Origin of the sequence: Mycobacterium sp. DL (genome assembly GCF_039729195.1) — a bacterium.
Taxonomy (GTDB): Bacteria; Actinomycetota; Actinomycetes; order Mycobacteriales; family Mycobacteriaceae; genus Mycobacterium; species Mycobacterium hippocampi_A.
Map to the genome: position 1 here is coordinate 3,296,047 of NZ_CP155796.1, position 16,869 is coordinate 3,312,915.

Annotated in this window: 16 protein-coding genes; 6 read left to right on the top strand and 10 right to left on the bottom strand. The window is 66.6% G+C overall.

The annotated features are described in order from the left end of the window. Nucleotides 1-8: 8 nt before the first annotated feature. The 4 genes from ABDC78_RS15700 to ABDC78_RS15715 all read right to left on the bottom strand — a co-directional run bounded on the left by ABDC78_RS15700 (nt 9) and on the right by ABDC78_RS15715 (nt 6,061). On the bottom strand, nt 9-1,409 hold the full coding sequence (locus ABDC78_RS15700) for a mechanosensitive ion channel domain-containing protein (protein ID WP_178360210.1): 1,401 nt from the start codon (nt 1,407-1,409) through the stop codon (nt 9-11). Between the two features lie 5 nt (nt 1,410-1,414). Then, nucleotides 1,415-3,562 (bottom strand): adenylate/guanylate cyclase domain-containing protein, encoded by a 2,148-nt coding sequence (locus ABDC78_RS15705; protein WP_347133102.1) that lies wholly within the window; start codon nt 3,560-3,562, stop codon nt 1,415-1,417. A 43-nt stretch (nt 3,563-3,605) separates the two neighbouring features. Then, complete coding sequence (aqpZ, locus tag ABDC78_RS15710; protein ID WP_178360208.1) at nt 3,606-4,391, bottom strand: aquaporin Z; 786 nt, start codon at nt 4,389-4,391, stop codon at nt 3,606-3,608. Between the two features lie 281 nt (nt 4,392-4,672). After that, nucleotides 4,673-6,061: a hypothetical protein gene (locus tag ABDC78_RS15715; protein ID WP_178360207.1), complete on the bottom strand. Its 1,389-nt coding sequence runs from the start codon at nt 6,059-6,061 to the stop codon at nt 4,673-4,675. Between the two features lie 439 nt (nt 6,062-6,500). Here ABDC78_RS15715 and ABDC78_RS15720 point away from each other — a divergent pair, with 439 nt between their 5' ends. The 4 genes from ABDC78_RS15720 to ABDC78_RS15735 all read left to right on the top strand — a co-directional run bounded on the left by ABDC78_RS15720 (nt 6,501) and on the right by ABDC78_RS15735 (nt 10,485). Beyond that, nucleotides 6,501-6,899 (top strand): nuclear transport factor 2 family protein, encoded by a 399-nt coding sequence (locus tag ABDC78_RS15720; RefSeq protein ID WP_178360206.1) that lies wholly within the window; start codon nt 6,501-6,503, stop codon nt 6,897-6,899. A gap of 100 nt (nt 6,900-6,999) precedes the next feature. Then, nucleotides 7,000-8,319, top strand: a complete 1,320-nt coding sequence (locus tag ABDC78_RS15725) for a nucleotide disphospho-sugar-binding domain-containing protein (RefSeq protein WP_178360205.1) — start codon at nt 7,000-7,002, stop codon at nt 8,317-8,319. Beyond that, nucleotides 8,285-9,514 (top strand): glucosamine kinase, encoded by a 1,230-nt coding sequence (locus ABDC78_RS15730; protein WP_178360204.1) that lies wholly within the window; start codon nt 8,285-8,287, stop codon nt 9,512-9,514. The genes ABDC78_RS15725 and ABDC78_RS15730 overlap by 35 nt, the downstream gene beginning before the upstream one ends. Then, nucleotides 9,511-10,485: an SIS domain-containing protein gene (locus tag ABDC78_RS15735; RefSeq protein ID WP_178360203.1), complete on the top strand. Its 975-nt coding sequence runs from the start codon at nt 9,511-9,513 to the stop codon at nt 10,483-10,485. The genes ABDC78_RS15730 and ABDC78_RS15735 overlap by 4 nt, the downstream gene beginning before the upstream one ends. Before the next feature lie 16 nt (nt 10,486-10,501). On the opposite strand, the gene ABDC78_RS15740 is transcribed toward ABDC78_RS15735, so the two are convergent. Continuing rightward, the gene (locus ABDC78_RS15740; RefSeq protein WP_178360202.1) at nt 10,502-11,746 is read right to left on the bottom strand and encodes an ankyrin repeat domain-containing protein; all 1,245 of its coding nucleotides are present in this window, start codon (nt 11,744-11,746) and stop codon (nt 10,502-10,504) included. Nucleotides 11,747-11,853: 107 nt separating this feature from the next. Here ABDC78_RS15740 and ABDC78_RS15745 point away from each other — a divergent pair, with 107 nt between their 5' ends. Then, complete coding sequence (locus ABDC78_RS15745) at nt 11,854-12,159, top strand: hypothetical protein (protein WP_178360201.1); 306 nt, start codon at nt 11,854-11,856, stop codon at nt 12,157-12,159. An 8-nt stretch (nt 12,160-12,167) separates the two neighbouring features. On the opposite strand, the gene ABDC78_RS15750 is transcribed toward ABDC78_RS15745, so the two are convergent. The 5 genes from ABDC78_RS15750 to ABDC78_RS15770 form a co-directional block, all read right to left on the bottom strand. Then, a complete protein-coding gene (locus ABDC78_RS15750) occupies nt 12,168-12,938 on the bottom strand; it encodes an acyl-CoA thioesterase domain-containing protein (RefSeq protein WP_178360324.1) in 771 nt (256 codons plus the stop codon). Nucleotides 12,939-12,983: 45 nt separating this feature from the next. Beyond that, complete coding sequence (locus tag ABDC78_RS15755; RefSeq protein ID WP_178360200.1) at nt 12,984-13,685, bottom strand: SDR family NAD(P)-dependent oxidoreductase; 702 nt, start codon at nt 13,683-13,685, stop codon at nt 12,984-12,986. Between the two features lie 38 nt (nt 13,686-13,723). Next, entirely contained in the window at nt 13,724-14,305 is a 582-nt protein-coding gene (locus ABDC78_RS15760) for a TetR/AcrR family transcriptional regulator (protein WP_178360199.1), read from the bottom strand. Nucleotides 14,306-14,391: 86 nt separating this feature from the next. Beyond that, on the bottom strand, nt 14,392-14,922 hold the full coding sequence (locus ABDC78_RS15765; RefSeq protein WP_218620984.1) for a phosphate-starvation-inducible PsiE family protein: 531 nt from the start codon (nt 14,920-14,922) through the stop codon (nt 14,392-14,394). Next, the gene (locus tag ABDC78_RS15770; RefSeq protein ID WP_178360198.1) at nt 14,919-15,401 is read right to left on the bottom strand and encodes a TspO/MBR family protein; all 483 of its coding nucleotides are present in this window, start codon (nt 15,399-15,401) and stop codon (nt 14,919-14,921) included. The genes ABDC78_RS15765 and ABDC78_RS15770 overlap by 4 nt, the downstream gene beginning before the upstream one ends. Nucleotides 15,402-15,609: 208 nt before the next feature. Between ABDC78_RS15770 and ABDC78_RS15775 the strand changes: the two genes are divergently transcribed. Beyond that, nucleotides 15,610-16,788, top strand: coding sequence for a P1 family peptidase (locus ABDC78_RS15775; protein WP_347133103.1), 1,179 nt, complete (start codon nt 15,610-15,612; stop codon nt 16,786-16,788). The last annotated feature ends 81 nt before the right edge of the window (nt 16,789-16,869 follow it).

The window sequence follows — 16,869 nt, forward strand, 5'->3', positions numbered from 1 at the left end:
GGGCGGCCTTACCCGGTAGCCGCGGTGCGCCATTCCTCCGCGGCCCGTCTGCGGTGTTCGATAGTGTCGCCCAGCAACCGGGCGAGCTGCGGATTGTGTTGCACCACAGCTGCCATGGTGTCGCGCGGGATCACGATCAGCGTGGTGTCCCGCAGGGCCGTCGCACCGGTGAGAACCGGCTGCCGGGTGAGTGCGGTGGCGCCGATGTAGTTGCCGACGTCGAGATGCCCGACCGTGAGTTGTTCGCCGTTGTCGTTCGAAACCGTCAGCGCCAATTCACCTTCGGCGATGAATCCGATGCCCTCGGGAACAGAGCCGACCGCCTGCACGGTCTCGCCTTCGCTGTAGATCAATCGGCGACCCGCGACAAGCATCTCGTCCACGGTCTCCCTGTCCAAGGCCAGTGCCGCGGCGATCCGGCGCGACTGCACCGCAAGGTCTTCGGCCCGATGGTCGTCGATGACACCGTCCGCCTCATCGAGGTGCAACCCGGCGCGCCACGCGGCGTACCAGACGCGGTGTAGCAGGAGGTTCCGTGCCGCCCCCTCGTCGGCGGGTGAGGCAACCGGCACCGACACCTTGTACTCGGCGGCACCGAGAGCGGTCACTCGGACGTCCATTCCCGGTAGCTTCTGTGGCAGGGCGTCGGCCACGGCCTTCAATGTCCGCACGACGGTTCCGGGCCGGTCGTCACCGCAGAACGTCAGCGTCGCACTGCTGTAGAAGGCCGGGCCGGCGACGCGGCTGAGGTTCGTGAACGACGATCCGGCCAGCGCGGCGTTGGGCACGATCTGGATACCGTTGCCGGTGTCGATGTGAATGGATCGCCAATTCACTTCGAGCACGCGACCTTTGACCGACCCGGTGTCGAGCCAGTCCCCGATCCGGAAGGGTTGCTCGAAGAGGAGGAACAACCCGGCGATCACAGGCCCGACCGCCGTCTGCACGGCGAGGCCGATGACGATCGAGGTGACCCCGACCGCGGCGAAGAGCCCACCGATATTGGTTCCCCAGACCCAGGAGAACAGCAGCCCCAGGCCGATGACGATCACCAGGAGCCGGCCGAGGTCGATGAAGATGCTCGGCAGGCGCTCCCGCCAGCTGCCGGCCCGAGCGCGGCCGAACAGCGCCGCGTTGGCACCCGAAAGCGCAAACAGGATCAGCAGGAATCCGAACACCGTGGCGGCTATCCGCGGCCAGGTCGCCTCGACGTCGGCGTCGTTGAGTTGATCCACCAGGATCAGCAGACCCAGCGCGGGCAGGACGGCGTTGCGCAGCAGCAGGACCGGCCGCGCATAGCTGCTGCCTCGCCGCAACAGCCACTGATGGACTTCGGTGAGGATCAGCAGTGAGATCGGCAGTGCAACAACGACTGCCACCGTGGGCCAGAACCATGATTGCGACGTCATGGAGGTCACGAGCTTACCCGCCCGGGCAGCTGCAGGGACCACACCGGTTCGACGCCGTCGTTGCCGGGCATCGTTCCCGCGTCGGTGAAGCTGTGAAACGCGGTGAGACTGTCGTGCACCCGATCGCTGACGAAAACGCCGGGACGGCTGCTGGCGGCGTGGACACGGTGCGCCAGATCGACCGCTTCCCCCCACAGATCGTAGATTCTCGACCGTTGACCGATGAGTCCGCTGGAGACAGAACCGCTGTCGATCCCTACCCGGACCGCCAGTTCGGCGCCGTGTTGATCGTTGAACAGGTCGATGATCTCGACCAGTTCGATGGCGAAGGCCACGGTGCGACCGGCGTGGTCCACGCGCGGGGTGACCAGACCGCAGGTGGCCAGGAATCCGTTGTGCAAGCTGCGTACCCGCTCGATCCCGTGGTGTTCGGCAGCTGCGTCGAATGCCTCGATGAGGATGTTGAGCAGCCGAACGGATTCCTCTGATGACAGGGATCGCGCGAACTCTTTGAAGTTCAGCAGTTCGGCGTAGACGACGGACACATCCCGGTGATCGCCGCTGATGGTGGTCTCGCCGTCGCGGACCCGGCGGGCGACGGATTCGGGCATCAGCGAGGCGAGCAGTTCGTCGTTCTCGCGACGCTGTTCCTCGATCAACTCCTGCTTTGTCTGCAGGCTGGCGCTCATGTCGTTGAATTCCGCTGCCAGGTCGCCGTATTCGTCCCGGGTGGTGACGGGGACGGTGACGCCGAGATCACCGCTGGTGACCCGGCGGACAGCGGCGGCCAGCCGGGTCAGGGGGCGTGTCAGGAGGCGGCTCAGGATGAGCGCCAGAATGCACACCACCAGCACGATGCCGGCGATCGACAGGGCGATGTTGCGGGCGAAGGTGTTGACCGGCGCCAGGGCTTCGTCCTCGTCGATCTTGGCGACCAGCACCCAGTCCAATCCCGGGATGTCCAAGGGCATGAAGGCGACCAACGACGTCGGACCGATGTAGTCCTTGTCGGTGGTCACCCCCGACTCCCCCGACCGCGCCCGGTTGACCGCGACCGTGTCGACGGGCTGAAGCAGCACACTGCCCCCGACCTCGACCTCGCGTTCGGCCACCTCTGTGGGGGTGCCGTTGGCGATGACGCCGGCCGCGTAGGCGTCGGGATTGGTGAGCAGTTCCCGTGACACGGACCGCATCAGCTTGTCGGGACCGGCGAGATACGTTTCACCGGTTGCGCCGAGGCCGTCTTCCTCCCAGCCTCTGTCACCGGTCATCACGTTGTTGATGCCGTCGAGTGGCAACTGCAGGGCCAACACCCCGACGATGCTGCCGCCGCTGCCGATCGGCGACAGCACCCAGGGTGTGGGCTTGTCGTACGACGGCGGGTAACGCTCGAAATCGGTGACGATCGTCTGATCCACCGACGTCGCCTGGAGGGTCTGTCGGTAGGCATCGGCCAGCAGAGACGTTCGGTACGGGCCGGTGAACAGGTTCGTGCCGAGATCCGCGCCCTTGTAGGCGGTGTAGACGACGTTGCCGTTGGTGTCGAGGATGAGTGAATCCTCGAAGCCGAACCGGGTGGTGAGATCGGCGAAAAATCCTTGGTATCGGGCATTCACGGCAGACCAGGCGCTGGGGTCACCGGCGGCCTGCATGGTCAGCGCGGCATCGAAGTCACCGTCTGCGGGAACGGTGTAGGCGTTCTGCAGGTAAGTAGCGGCGTTTCCGGTCGGCTCGAACAGCGTGGGGTCCGCGGGCTGGCCGCTCCGCTCACTCAACAGCGGCGCAAAAACATCTTCGTAATAGTCGGTGACCGCCGCGCGGGCCTCGGGCGGCGGTGGCGTGGCGTCGAGTTCTGCGAAGGCGGCACTGAAATCGCGGGCCGCGTTCACCGTGGTGGTTCCGTGGGTCACGATCGAGGCGGCGTCAGTGACCGTCCGGTAGTAGGCGGTGATCTCGCGGGCGCGTGATTCCCGTAGCTGCGTCATCCTCTTGAACTCCGCATTGGTCAGGGACTCGGTGCCCGACGCATAACCGATCGACCCTGCCACCAGGACCGAGACGACGCTGACAACCAGCAGGATGATGAGCAGCTTGGACTGAATTCCGAGAGCGCGCCGCGAACGCCGCACAGAACTGTTCAACTGAGATGACACCGAGGGCCCCTCCCCTGGTCAGAACGCGCAGCGGTGGCCGCCGTCAGATGTCTGTGGCGGGCTCTGCGGTGTCGAGAGCGTCTTCGCGGACGGGACGTTCGGCGAGGGCCTCGCGGCGGCCGAATACCAACGGGTACAACACTCCAGCGATAGCTGCGCCGATCAGCGGCGCGAGCCAGAACACCCACAACTGGGCGGGTGCTCCGTCGGCGTTGAAGAATGCGACACCGGTGGAACGTGCAGGGTTGACCGAGGTGTTCGAGATGGGAATGCTCACCAGGTGAATGAGCGTGAGGCATAAACCGATCGCCAATCCCGCGAAGCCTTTGGGCGCACGGTCTTCGGTGGCACCGAGAATGACCCAGAGGAATACCGCGGTCAAAACCACCTCGGCGATGATGACCGACCACAGCGAAAAGCCACCGGGAGAAAGGTCGCCGAATCCATTCGCGGCCATATTGCCGACCGGATCAAAATCGGGCCGGCCGCTGGCGATGACAAAAATGGTCAAACCGCCCAGAAGACCGCCGACGACTTGCGAAAGCCAGTACGGCAACACCGCTTTCCACTCGATGCGACCGGCAATGGCAGCGCCGAGGGTGACTGCGGGGTTGAAGTGTCCGCCCGACACCGTTCCGAAGGCATACACGGCGGTGAGCACGGTCAGGCCGAAGGCCAGTGCGACGCCGAGGAATCCGATGCCGAGTGAAACCGCATCCGCGGTGACAAAAGACGCCGCGAATACCGCGCTCCCACAACCGCCGAGAACCAACCAAAAGGTGCCGAACAGTTCGGCTGCAATCCGGTGGAGCATTGTCGGAACCGGCATCATGCCTCCTTGCGGTGATGAATCCCCGCAAACTGTGACACGCATTTACGTTTCGTCTACTGCTTTTACCGAGATTTACCGCAGGTGTGATGTCACCGAGATCAGCAATCTGAAAAAATTCGGGGGGACCGATTCAATCGGCGGCACCACAATTCAGTAGAAATGACGGCAACAGAGCGGCGCTCGAAATCCATGTCGGTCATCTACGCAGACACATTGCCGGCCACCAGATGCCCTGTCCTGCAGCATGATCAGCGCGCAAGAAGGGCGGAGGAGATTGTTCAGGCTGCGTGGTCGCCGCGGACCAGGCGGAGGGTCCGCGGGCCTTCGGGACGAAGAGCCCGCTGATGAAGCGCGACCAGAGAGCCCGCCCGGACCACACCCATGGGCCCCGGTCGTGCGAACCGTGCGATTCCGGCGACCTTGACCGCAAAGCCCGCCTTCGCCTGCCGGTAACCAACGCGGATCCCGGCGCCGAAGACGACAAGCAAGCCGGCGAGACCCGGAAGGGCGCCGGTGGCCAGTGCCCACAGCGACAACGGCAGCAGCATCGCACCGAACGCCCGATCGACCAGCGACTGATGCTCGCCCAGTCGAGCCGACAGTGCCGCGGGAACCATCGGGGGTGGCGCCGAGTGGGCCATGAGCACCGTGGGTGTGAATGTTCCGAAGCCCGGGAGATCGCCGGTGTTGCCACTCAGCAGATCGGAGGTGATCGGTAGAAGCGGCGACGTCGGCTGCGGACCTGCGATCGGGGTGCTGCCCACGCTCAGGGGCGCCATCCGATAGTCGGAATGAGAACCCACCACGATCGGGTGAGGAACGGTGGCCCCGGTGCCGAGCATGGCGACGAGATCTGAGGGCAGATTCGCGATGGCGGTGGCAGATTCTCCCACCGAGGTCAGCAGCGCCTCCAGCAGCGCGACCACATCGGACACCGGCGTCTGCGAGAACGGCAGCGCAAAAACCACCGGCGGAATCGATGCCGCCGCGCTTCCCAGGGTCACGACCACCGAGGTCATGGTCCGGACCACGTGGAATATCGGCGTCACCTGGCGAACTGCCGGCGACGAGGCCACCGTCTGCTCCTGGCTGACTGGCCCGTACGGGGTGGCTGAACCGGACCCCGTGCTCTCCGGTGAATCACTGCCGCCGGCCGAACCGCCGGCGCCGCCGGCCTCGGATGCGTCCGATTCGGGGTCCACCGGTGTCTCGGCTTCAGGCACTTCCGGCACATCCGACTCTGCGGGAGTCTCCGGTGCCACCGGGTCTTCGGCCTCGATGTCACCGACGGCGACATCGTCGCCGACCTCGTCGATGAGATCGGACGCGTCGTCGATGAGGTCGTCGGACACATCGTCGCTGACCTCGTCTGCGGCGCGGTCGTCTTCCCCGGACGGACCGAAAACACGGTCCGGCCGCGAGTCGAAGGCGCTCGTGGCGCTGCGTACGACGTCACGCAGGGTGGTCCGGATGGATTCGCGATCGCTCGCGTCAGAATCCCTGTCCGTCGAGGCCGACCCCTCGCCGGCGGTGTCCGAGGCACCCGAACTGCTCGAAGACGAATCCCCGGTGCCGGTGTCGGCCACCGCGACCGCACCACCCGCACCGCTGATGAGAAGAGCAGTCGAGAGCACGACCGCGCCGGTGGCACCGCTTACGCGCCGCATCACTGGACCTCCCCATACGCACCGGACTGGTATGCCTCGCCGAACTGTGAACAGCAATTGTCGCATAACGGGATGACAACGAGGGCCAATGTGGGAACAGGTCCGATTCACACAGTTTGAGCAAAGTGAATTGTCGGAACATCGGAGTCGACTTCGTCCGCGCTGACCCCGCGAGTACCGCTTCTACCTGCAACGCAATGTCCTTGAATCACATCATCGAACGTCGAGCCCGAATATCGCGCCGGGTTTGCCGCAAATCCACATTGCGAAGCCGACAAGTCGAAATCGCGACGCCGCGCGATGCGTCGGTGTTCTTGCGGGGATGACTCAGTGCGAGGCGTGTGGATCCGAGGGAGACGGCAGACCATCGGATCGCTCGCGATAACGTCTCGGCACGGGTCTGCGCGAGCCGGACCCCGGACCAGACAAGAGGTGTGCGATGCATCCTTTCCGTGCCGCTGTCGAAGCACGCGACGACGCTGCGATCGAAGCGTCGTTGGCCGACGGTGTCGTATTCACCAGCCCCGTGGCCTTCAAGCCCTACCCGGGCAAGCCCCTCACCGCCGCCATACTGCGCGCCGTGATGCGCGTCTTCGAGGATTTCCGGTATGTCCGTGAGATCGCCGACGAGAACGGCCGGGACCATGCCCTGGTCTTCGAGGCGACCGTGGACGGTAAGAAGATCACCGGATGCGACTTCCTCCATGTTGATGACGACGGCCTGATCGACGACTTCATGGTGATGGTGCGCCCGCTGTCGGGGGCGAAAGTGTTGGCCGAAGCGATGGGCGCCCAGTTCGAACGCATCCAGAGGGAGGCGCTCGAGGCGAGCCGGTGACGGCGGGCACCAGCTGCGGAACCCCTTGTCCACCTTGAGAGTTACGTCGGCGGACATCGCTGTCCTGTCACCGCTGCCGGCGCCGCTGTACGTTCGGGTGATGGCTGCGCAGACCCCATTGACGATCATGTTCTGGCCCGAATCGGCCTACGGACCGACCAATCAGTGCATCGGACTGGCCTCGATACTGCGCGACCGGGGCCACACCATCGTGTTCGCAGCCGAGAGTTCGTGGGCGGGAAAGCTCGAACCACTGGGATTCATCGAGGAACTCGTTGATCTCGCAGAACCGGCCGACGGCGCTGCCGACGAGGACCCGGGGAAGTTCTGGACCGACTTCATCGCCGAGACGTCGCCCGAGTTTCGCAAGCCCACCATCGAGCAGCTCGGCTCGTTCATCCAGCCGACGTATCAGGCCCTCATCGACGGCGCGAGATACTGTGAGCCGCGGCTTCGGCAGATCGTCGCCGAGCACCGGCCGGACGTCATCGTCGAGGACAACGTGGTGCTGTTCCCCGCGCTCGTCACTGCCGGTGCACCGTTCGTGCGAATCGTCTCGTGCAGTCCGTTGGAGTTGCCGGGTGAGGACGTTCCGCCGCCGTTCTCCGGGCTGCCCAGCGCCGACCGTGGCGACTGGGACGCCTACCGGGCCGAGTTCGATCGCACCCACAGATCCATGTGGGCCGATTTCGACGCCTGGGTCCGAGAGCAGGGCGCAGCGCCACTGCCCGACCTGGAGTTCATGCCGCGCGTCAACGCCGCCAACCTCTACGTCTACCCCGCCGAAGCGGACTACCTCGACGCACGTCCACTGGACGACAGCTGGACGAGGATGGATTCCAGTGTGCGCGAAACCGATGAGGACTACGTTGTCCCGGCCGAACTGGCGAATCGGCCGGACGGCAGCGCCCTGGTCTACCTGTCGCTGGGCTCGCTCGGCGGCGCCGATGTGGGTCTCATGCAGCGTCTCGTGGACGTGCTGGGCACCTCACGGCATCGCTTCATCGTCAGCAAGGGCCCGCAGGCCGATCGAATCACGTTGCCTGACAACATGGTCGGTGCCCAGATGCTGCCCCAGACCAAGGTCATCCCGCAGGTCGACCTGGTGATCTCGCACGGCGGCAACAACACCGTCACCGAAGCGCTGCACTTCGGCAAGCCACTGATCGTCCTACCGTTGTTCTGGGACCAGTACGAGAATGCGCAACGCATCAACGAGCTCGGGTTCGGCTTACGCCTGGACACCTACGGCTTCACCGACAGCGATCTGACCGACGCTGTCGACCGATTGTTCGCCGACGCCGAGCTCCGGACGCGCCTGGACCGCCTCGGCGCAGCCGTGCGCGCGCGAGACGGACTCCGTGTCGGAGCCGACGTCATCGAACGTGTCGGCATCGAGCATCGAGCATCCGTTGGCTGACATCGTCGACGCGCTCGAACTGGCCCATGCCCGGTTGGCGATCGTGAGCGATGCCGGCACGCTGTCCGCGGCGCCCCAGGTCGAGATGGCCGACAGACGGTGGCGGAAGGCTCAGCCGGGAGACGGTGCCGCCGAGGCGCTACTCGATCTTGTTGCAGGAGTGTCTGTTACGAGGCAGCTGGGACGGTTCACCGTACGGTCGTGGACCGAGATCACGGCCACCGGCGAACAACCGGTCGGCGTGGACCAGACCAACGAGTCGGTGATCGTCGGCGACTCCGCAGTCGTCAAGTGGGCGACTCATCTACAGCAGGGGCCGCATCCGGCACCGCAGCGAATCAGCGCACTGCGCGACGCCGGATTCACCGGGATGCCCGTGCCGTGGGGCCTGGTCACCTGGCAGCCCCCGGAGGGCGCGGAGACTCTCGTCGCCTATGCCGACGAGTACCTGCCCGGGGCGGTCGACGGCTGGACCTGGGCGGTCGACATGGTGACCTCCGCTGCCCTCGGCCACGACACGGCAGCACTGAGCAACGCTGCGTCGGAGGTCGGCGCGCTGGTCGCCGACATGCACGCCGCGCTCTCACCGACGGCGTCCATCGCATCCGAGAACGACGCGGCCCGGTGGCGCGACGACGCTCTCAAGGTACTCGATATCGCCTGCGCCCTCGGCGATTTCCCGAGTAGCACGATACTGCGGGACCGCCGCGAACAGGTGTCCTTCGAACTGGAGATACTGGGGACGCTGGCGGGCACCGTGGTGATCGACGGCCATGGCGACCTCCATGTCGGTCAGGTGTTGCACAGCGCGGGCCGATTCGTGGTCACCGATTTCGACGGCAACCCGGTGCTGCCCGCGTCCGAGCGGATCCTGCCGATTCCCGCGGCGGTCGATGTGGCCGGCATGGCTCAGTCGCTGGCCCACGTCGCGGTCGTCGCGCGCCGGCACACCCCCCTTGACGCCCGGGCGCTCGCCGATGCGGACGAATCGGCCCGCGGCAACTTCCTGGATGCCTATGCTCGGCGCCTCGCCGATCTCGGCCACACCGATCTCTATGACGCGCAGGCACTGCGGGCCTTGCGGATACAGCAGGCGATGCGCGAGATGATCTATGCGGCCAGGCATCTACCGAGATGGATGTATGTCCCCGACGCAGCGCTTCCTGCCCTCCTCGACGCGGACACAGACTCGTGAAGCCCGAGGGGTACGCCGCCGATCTGCGTCGCAAGCCCGAGGTGCTGCAGCGACTCGCGAGATCACTGGCAGCAGAGAACCCTTGGGCTGCGGTGGTGCCGCCCGGCACCTCGCGGGTGGTCCTGGTCGGAATGGGATCTTCGGCCTACGCCGGAGCGGTGGCCGCCGCCCGGATGCGGGCACGGGGCCTGATGGCGACATCGGAGCTGGCATCGTCGCGACTACTCCCCTCCTGGGGCCCGGGGACGCTGGTGGTGGCGACATCGGCCGGCGGAGGTTCGGTCGAAACGCTCGACGCCCTGAGCCGGCTTCCCGACACGGTGACCACAGTCGCTCTCACCAATACCCCGGGCTCGGCCGTCACCTCACGATGCGACGGCGTGGTCACGTTGGACGCGGACCCCGAGGTCGGGGGCGTCGCGTGCCGCAGTTATCAGCACACCCTCGCCTTGCTGATCGCCCTGGAATGTCACCTGACGGGAACCGACACCACCGCGTTGGTGGCGACGCTCGATTCGGCCGCCACGGCGAGCGCACACCTGCTCGAATCCGAATCAGACTGGGGTCCTGATGTTTCCGAGCTGCTCCTCGGACCCACCGGCAGCCACCTCGCCGCGCCGGCGCATCGGCTGTGCTCGGCGCAGCAGGGCGCGCTGATGCTTCGGGAGGGACCCCGGCGGAGCGCGGTCGGGTGCGAGACCGGCGACTGGAGCCATGTCGATGTCTACCTGACCAAGACCACCGACTACCGACTGCTCGTGTTCAGCGGTTCGCCGTGGGAACCGCAACTGGCCGAGTGGACCACCGCCCGCGGCACCACCGTGGTGGGGGTGGGCGGCGAGGTTCCCGGGGCCCGGTACACCGTGCGCTACCCCGCAGACTCCGAGGACGACGTCGCGCTGCTCACCGAGACGCTGGTACCCGAACTCGTCGCGGCTCGGGCGTGGCTGGGCTCCGCCGGTCTGCGCTGAACATCGCCCGCCGTGTTCATCGCTGCGGTGAACGCCCGGCAGTGGCCGACCGAAGGAGTTCGGCGGCCTCGCCCTGGAATGCGTATTCGGCCCAACCCTGAGGTGTCGATTCGAACCGGGAGTCGATGGCGGACGGGTCGGCCCCAGCCTCCAGCAGCCGCTGGATCTCGGGTAGGTCGCCGCCCCAGGCAGCATGGTGGAGCGCGGTCGCGCCGTGTTCGTCGCGGGAGTTCGGCTCGTCGGGAACCGACGGCATCACCAACTCGACACCGGACACATCCACGCCGTGGCGCGCCAGAAGATCGAGCCTGTCGGCGAAGCCGTGATCAGCGGCCCAGACGACCTGGTCTCGCCACATCTGACTTCGGGTCGGGATCGCCTCGCCGAGCCGGCGTTCCCACGGGCTCTGACCCGCATCGGCCAAGCCGTACTCGAAGAGCAACTCCAGGTGCGAGTCGTCGGGTCGAAACATCCGGTTGTAGAGCGCCTGCTGGTCGACTGGGTGGGCACCCCACTCGAGCAGCAGCCTCGCCAGGTCGGGTGCGTGCGGATGCCGAGGTTGGCGGCCCGGACCCTGTTCACCCTCGCCGAACACTCCTGTCAGGGCGGTGAAGGGTGTGGACAACCCACACCACAGGTACCCGGAGTCGGGATCGGCACCGGCTTCAAGCAACAGTGTCGCGGCAGCGATCACCTGTTCCCGCGTTCGACCGAGGTCGACACGGGAGTAGCACAGGTACATCAACGGCTCCCACCCGAACGGGCCACCGTGCGTCGTCGAGAGATCACGCTGGTCGGTGAGATGGCGGCCCAGCGCTGTCGGATCAGCGGCCGCGGCGGCCGCCCAAATATGCTGGTCGCCCAGATCAGCTGCTGCAGCGTATATTTCGGCAGCCGCTGCGCGCCGAGGTGGCGCGTCGTCGGCGGTGTAGCGCAGCACCGACAACGCGCAGAACCGGTCCGCCTCGCACAGGACGTCCTCGTCGATTCGGCGCGGGTCGACGCCGAGGTCATCGGCGACAGCAAGGTAGTGGGTGAGCGCGGACCACCCGGTGAAGCCGTACCGACCGGCAATCGTCAGCTGCGCGTCGGGCAGTGCGAAATCACCGCCCTTCTGCGGCAATACCTCTGCGGACCTCGGATGGTGTCGACGAACCAACTCGATGCCGTCGGGATCGGCATCGAGCACTCGTCGCTGCAGCCCGTGAGCCTGGTCGCGAAGGTCACTCAACGAGGGGTTGTCGGGCAGCGAGCTGGCCACGGTCCTCCTCGGCGGACGTCTGCGGATTCAGCTGCGAGTGTATGCGTTGTGCGGTCTGCGCCCCCATTCACCGAAACGGCGGCAGGCCCGGCGGTACGATCCCGGTCGTGTGGGCATTGCGAGTGGTGGGATCCGTCGGGTTGTGTGTGGTGACCTTCGGGCTGTCGGCCCTACCGCAGCCGATGGAGGCCACCGCCGATGTCTGCGGTTCGGTCGGAGGACGCCATGTGTCGGTGAACGCGTGCGGCAGCATCGCTGACGCCATCGCACCGTGGGTGCCACCGCCGTCCGAGTATGTGCCGCTGCCGGAGGATTACGAAGCCGCACCACCCCCGCCGCCACCGCCCCCTCCGCCGGACATCAGCGTCTGCGGGAACTTCGGTCGCCGCATCACCGTCAGCGGTTGTGTGTAGCCGGACGCCTACTCGTAGTTGATGCCCATGCGGAACTCCCGCGTCGAGAAGTCGATCTGCGCAGCAGGGTTGGCGATGGCAGTGGTCGTCCCGGCTCCGAACGCCCCGAGGCTGTCGAACAGTGTCGCGGTCCCGACGGCGATGCCGTCGGCGGCCTGGTGCGAGTCCGCCTGGATACCGATCCACTCGTCGACCGGAAGGCGCGACAGCGCGACGGTCAGGTCGCCGTTGATGTAGCCCACCCCGGCACTGCCCAGGTTGGTCACCAGGCTCGTCGCCTCCGCCACGGTCGCCGCCCGGACGAACGGAGAGAGCCTCTCGCCGGTGACGACTCCGATGCCGTCGTTGTAGAAACGTTTCCGCGAGCCGTTCTGGTGCTCAGCCGGCGACCGTGTCCACCCGGCCTCGTCGCTGCCGACGTACGGCGAGATCGCGCCGTCGGGTGACGGCGGTTCCGGGAAGCGGGCTTCCGACGTCCACAGCTCCCCCGGTACCGGCGCCGACGGCCGGTACTGCACCAGCGTCGCCCGTGCCACCACACGTCCGTCCTGCACGACGTCGCCTTCTGCGACACGGACCCGGCGGCCGTCGCGAAGCACCCTGATGTCCAGCGTCGTGAGCGCGTTGCGTGCTGCGCGGAACAGGTCCACTGCCAACCGCGCGGGACGAAATTCAGCTGAGCCGCAATGCTTTTCGAGTCCGCGGGCAATCAGTCCGACGATCGCCGGGCCATTGAGGTGGTCGTCTCCCCAGTGACTCTGCGCAAAATTCGTCGGCATGAATCCGTCGCCGGCAGGGGTGAAGTGGCCCGGGTGCTCCGCCACTCAGGTGTTCCTGCCGCCGTTGACCCCGAGAATCTGTCCGGTGATGTAGCCGGCCTCCTCGGAGACCAGGAACGCGCACGCCGCGGCGATGTCCTCGGGCCGTCCGATCCGGCGCACCGGCGTCGCATCGATTGTCGCCTGCACGTCACCCAGTAGACCTCGCGACTCGGCACCGCGCAGCATCGGGGTGTCGATGAATCCCGGTGGCACGGCGTTGACGGTGATTCCGGCGGGGCCGTACTCCAGCGCGAGCGACTTCGTCAGCCCGTTGACCGCGGACTTGGCTGCCACATAGTGCGCCATGTACGGCGTCCCCGAATGGGTGCTCGACGACGAGATGTTGACGATGCGGCCCCAGCCCGCGTCGATCATGCCGGGCAACACCGATTGCACGCAGTGGAAGACGCCGTTGAGGTTCACGTCGACCACGCGCTGCCACTCGGCGAAGGTGATGTCGGTGAAGCGCTTGAACCCGTCCAGTCCGGCGGCATTCACCAGAATCGTGACGGGCCCCGACTGCGCAGTGATCGCAGCGAAGGCCGCTTCGATCTGTGCTCGATCGGTCACATCGGCGACGTGGGCCAACTCGTCATCCGAGGGATTGAGATCGATGGTCGCCACATGGTGGCCATCTGCCCGCAGCCGCTCGACCACCGCGCGCCCGATGCCCGACCCGCCTCCGATCACTACCGCATTCTTCATTCCAGATTCCTTTCCCGGCACCATGCCGGTGATGCTCGTCACGGGCGTCGTGGCACCCGCACACCCAGAGTTCGTCGACCCGCCTCGATGAGGTGGGACAGAAGTTCCTCGTCGCCGACCTTCGCCGATATCGGGCCGGCCGCCGCGGCCATGCCGGCAAACACCATGGCCGCCTTGATCTTTCCGGCCGGCCCCGGATCAACATCGGCGAGAAGCGACAACTGACGCGCGATGAGTTGCGTCCAATCGCCGCGCTGCTCCAGCGCGGCGGCGACGCTGGGATCGGCGGCGAGCACCCCCACCAGGCCGCGGTTGCGTACCGCTAGAGCGGCATATCCGGTCAGCATCTCGTCTGCCCTGGCGGAGGCGGACCGCTTGTGCTCCGCCGCGTCGACAACCGTCGCAAGCTCTTCCAGCAGGGGTTCCAGCACTGCCAGCAAGAGCTGGTCGCGGCTCCGAAAGTGGTGGTAGATGGCCGCTTTGGTGAAACCGATGTCGTCGGCGATCATCTGCAGCGAGGTGCCGGCGTAGCTGTTGCGGGTGAACAGTCGCACGGCGACGTCGATCAGCCGGGCCCGTGTGTCCGTCGCCCGATGGTCGGTGGCCGCGGCTGACTGCACAGCTACTCCCCTCGCCAGATACCTTTACGATCGTAAAGTACGGCACTAGCCGATCGTAAAGCAAGTTGCGACGGTCACCGGGTCCGTCACTCCGAGGGGGATGTCTCCTCGTCCATGACGGGTTCCGCAGCGCCCCGCCCACCGCGTCGCCCGCGCAGGATGACCGCGGAAACGGCCAGGATCAGCACCACCCCGGCGAGCACGCCGATCTCCACCACAGCCCGTGCGAAGTTCGGCCCGTTGTCGAGCAGAGTGGCAGCTTCGACCGACAACACGACGATCTCCTTGATTCCGGCGAGGATGCCGACGATCAGGAACGGTTCGACCGCGATCTCGTGCGATCGCAGCGACGTGCGGACCGCATACAGCAGTTCGACGAAGATGAACACGAGTAGCAGTCCGTCGAGAACCTCGAGCATCACGGTGTTGACCGGTGTGTTGCGCAATCGCAGCATCGTGTTGAACTGGCTGACCAGCAGGGCGCCGGAACCGGCGATCAGCATCACCGCGATCGCCCAGTAGATCGTGTCCTCGACCACGCTGAGGACACGGTCGGCCAGGCGCTGCCGCTCCTCTTCCTGGCCTTCGTCCGAGGTGGCCACCTGACTCTTACTCAACGATTCAGCTGCCAGATCCGGGTCGACAGAACCGTCGCGAACGCACACCACACGGGATACGCGGCCAGCGCCGCGCCCGCGGGAGCGTTCACCGCCGCCGCCCGCCGCGCCAGATCCGCGCTGCTCGCGGTCAGCAACCCGGCACCCACCGCCGCGACGCCCAGACGTTTGCGATTGAAGAAGACCCAACTCCAGCCGGCATTGATGACCAGATTGGCGGCCAACGCCCGGGTGTAGGCGCGTGCCTGCTCGGCGTCGCCGCGGTCGTTCAGCGTAGCGATCGTCGACGCCGAGACCACGGCGATGTCGCTGTACAGGATGTTCCATGCGATGGGGAACGCCACCCGGGGCGGTTGGAAACCCGGCTTCTTCAACCTGTCGAACCAGGGCGACTCCACCGCGGGGCGGGTGGCCAGCGCGCCGGCGGCCGCCGCGGCGAACGAGGCACCCGCGGTCTTGGCAAGGGTCAACGGGCGCATGAAGATTCCTTTCGACAGGCGACATGCCACGGGTGCGGCATGGGATCACTACCCCGATCCCGGCGAAGTGAATCGGCGTGGGGTGAGCATGGCCTCAGCGCACCACACGACGCGCCGAAAACGGCCGATTCGCCCGAAGTGCGGCGGGTCGACCCGGCCACCGTGTCCCGGGGTCGACCCCCGCGCCCCGCATGACGATGATCATCACGTGACCGACACAGAACTCGCCACCCACACCCCAGACGGGCGACCCCGGGCGCGTGGCCTGGGCATCTCACTGGGGGGCACCCCTGGACCGCTCAACGCGCTCACCGACGTCGGCGGGGTGGAGATCGGCATGACGACGTTGATCGCGGGTGACGGTCCGATGGTCGTCGGGCAGGGCCCGGTGCGCACCGGGGTGACCGCGATCCTGCCACGCGGCCGCACCGGTGTCGGAGAGCCGTGCGCTGCCGGGTGGTTCTCACTGAACGGCAACGGCGAGATGACCGGAACCACCTGGATCGACGAGGCGGGATCGTTCAATCTGCCTGTGGTGCTGTCGAATACCCACGCTGTCGGCGCCTGTCACACCGGCGTGGTGCGCTGGACCAATCGGGTCGCTCCGCGACTGGCCAGGCAGTGGGTGTTGCCGGTGTGCACCGAGACGTGGGACGGCTACCTCAACGACATCAACGGTGACCATGTGCGCCCCGTACACGTCGAGGCGGCCCTGGACGCGGCGACCGGTGGGCCGGTCGACGAAGGATCGGCAGGCGGCGGCACCGGCATGAACTGCTATGACTTCAAGGGCGGCAACGGAACGGCGTCACGGCTGGTCCCCTACGGCTCACGCACGTTCACGGTCGCCGCGTTCGTGCAGGCGAATTTCGGCTCACGCGCCGAACTGACCGTCTCGGGCCGCCACGTCGGGCCTCAGCTGCTCGGCGACAACCCGCTGGACGACGACTGGTTCGAGCGAGATCTCGCCGGCGCGCCTCCTCCGGGAGCGGGTTCGGTCATCGCGATCGTGGCGACCGACGCTCCGCTGCTCCCCGGCCAGTGCAAGGCGTTGGCCCGTCGTGTTCCGTTGGGATTGGCGCGGACCGGGACCACCGGCAGTCACTTCTCCGGCGACATCTTCCTGGCGTTCTCCACCGCCGACGTGCCAGGGCTCGCCAGCGCCTTCCCGATGGAACCGGTCGGCCCGGGCCCGGCTGACGGGCTCGGCACCATCACGTTCCTGCCGTGGGGACGGATGGACGCGCTGTACGCCGCGGTCGTGCAGAGCGTGGAGGAAGCAGTCCTCAACGCGCTGGTGGTCAACACCGAGATGGTGGGTCGCGACGGCCACCGCTCACCGCGCCTTCCCCTCGACCGATTGACGGCCCTGCTCGGTCAGGCGTGATACTCGGAGGAGAACTCGAGACGAGCTAACGATCGGAGCGGCTGTGCACGAGACCTTCACCGGAACGTCCGGCGCGCCGGT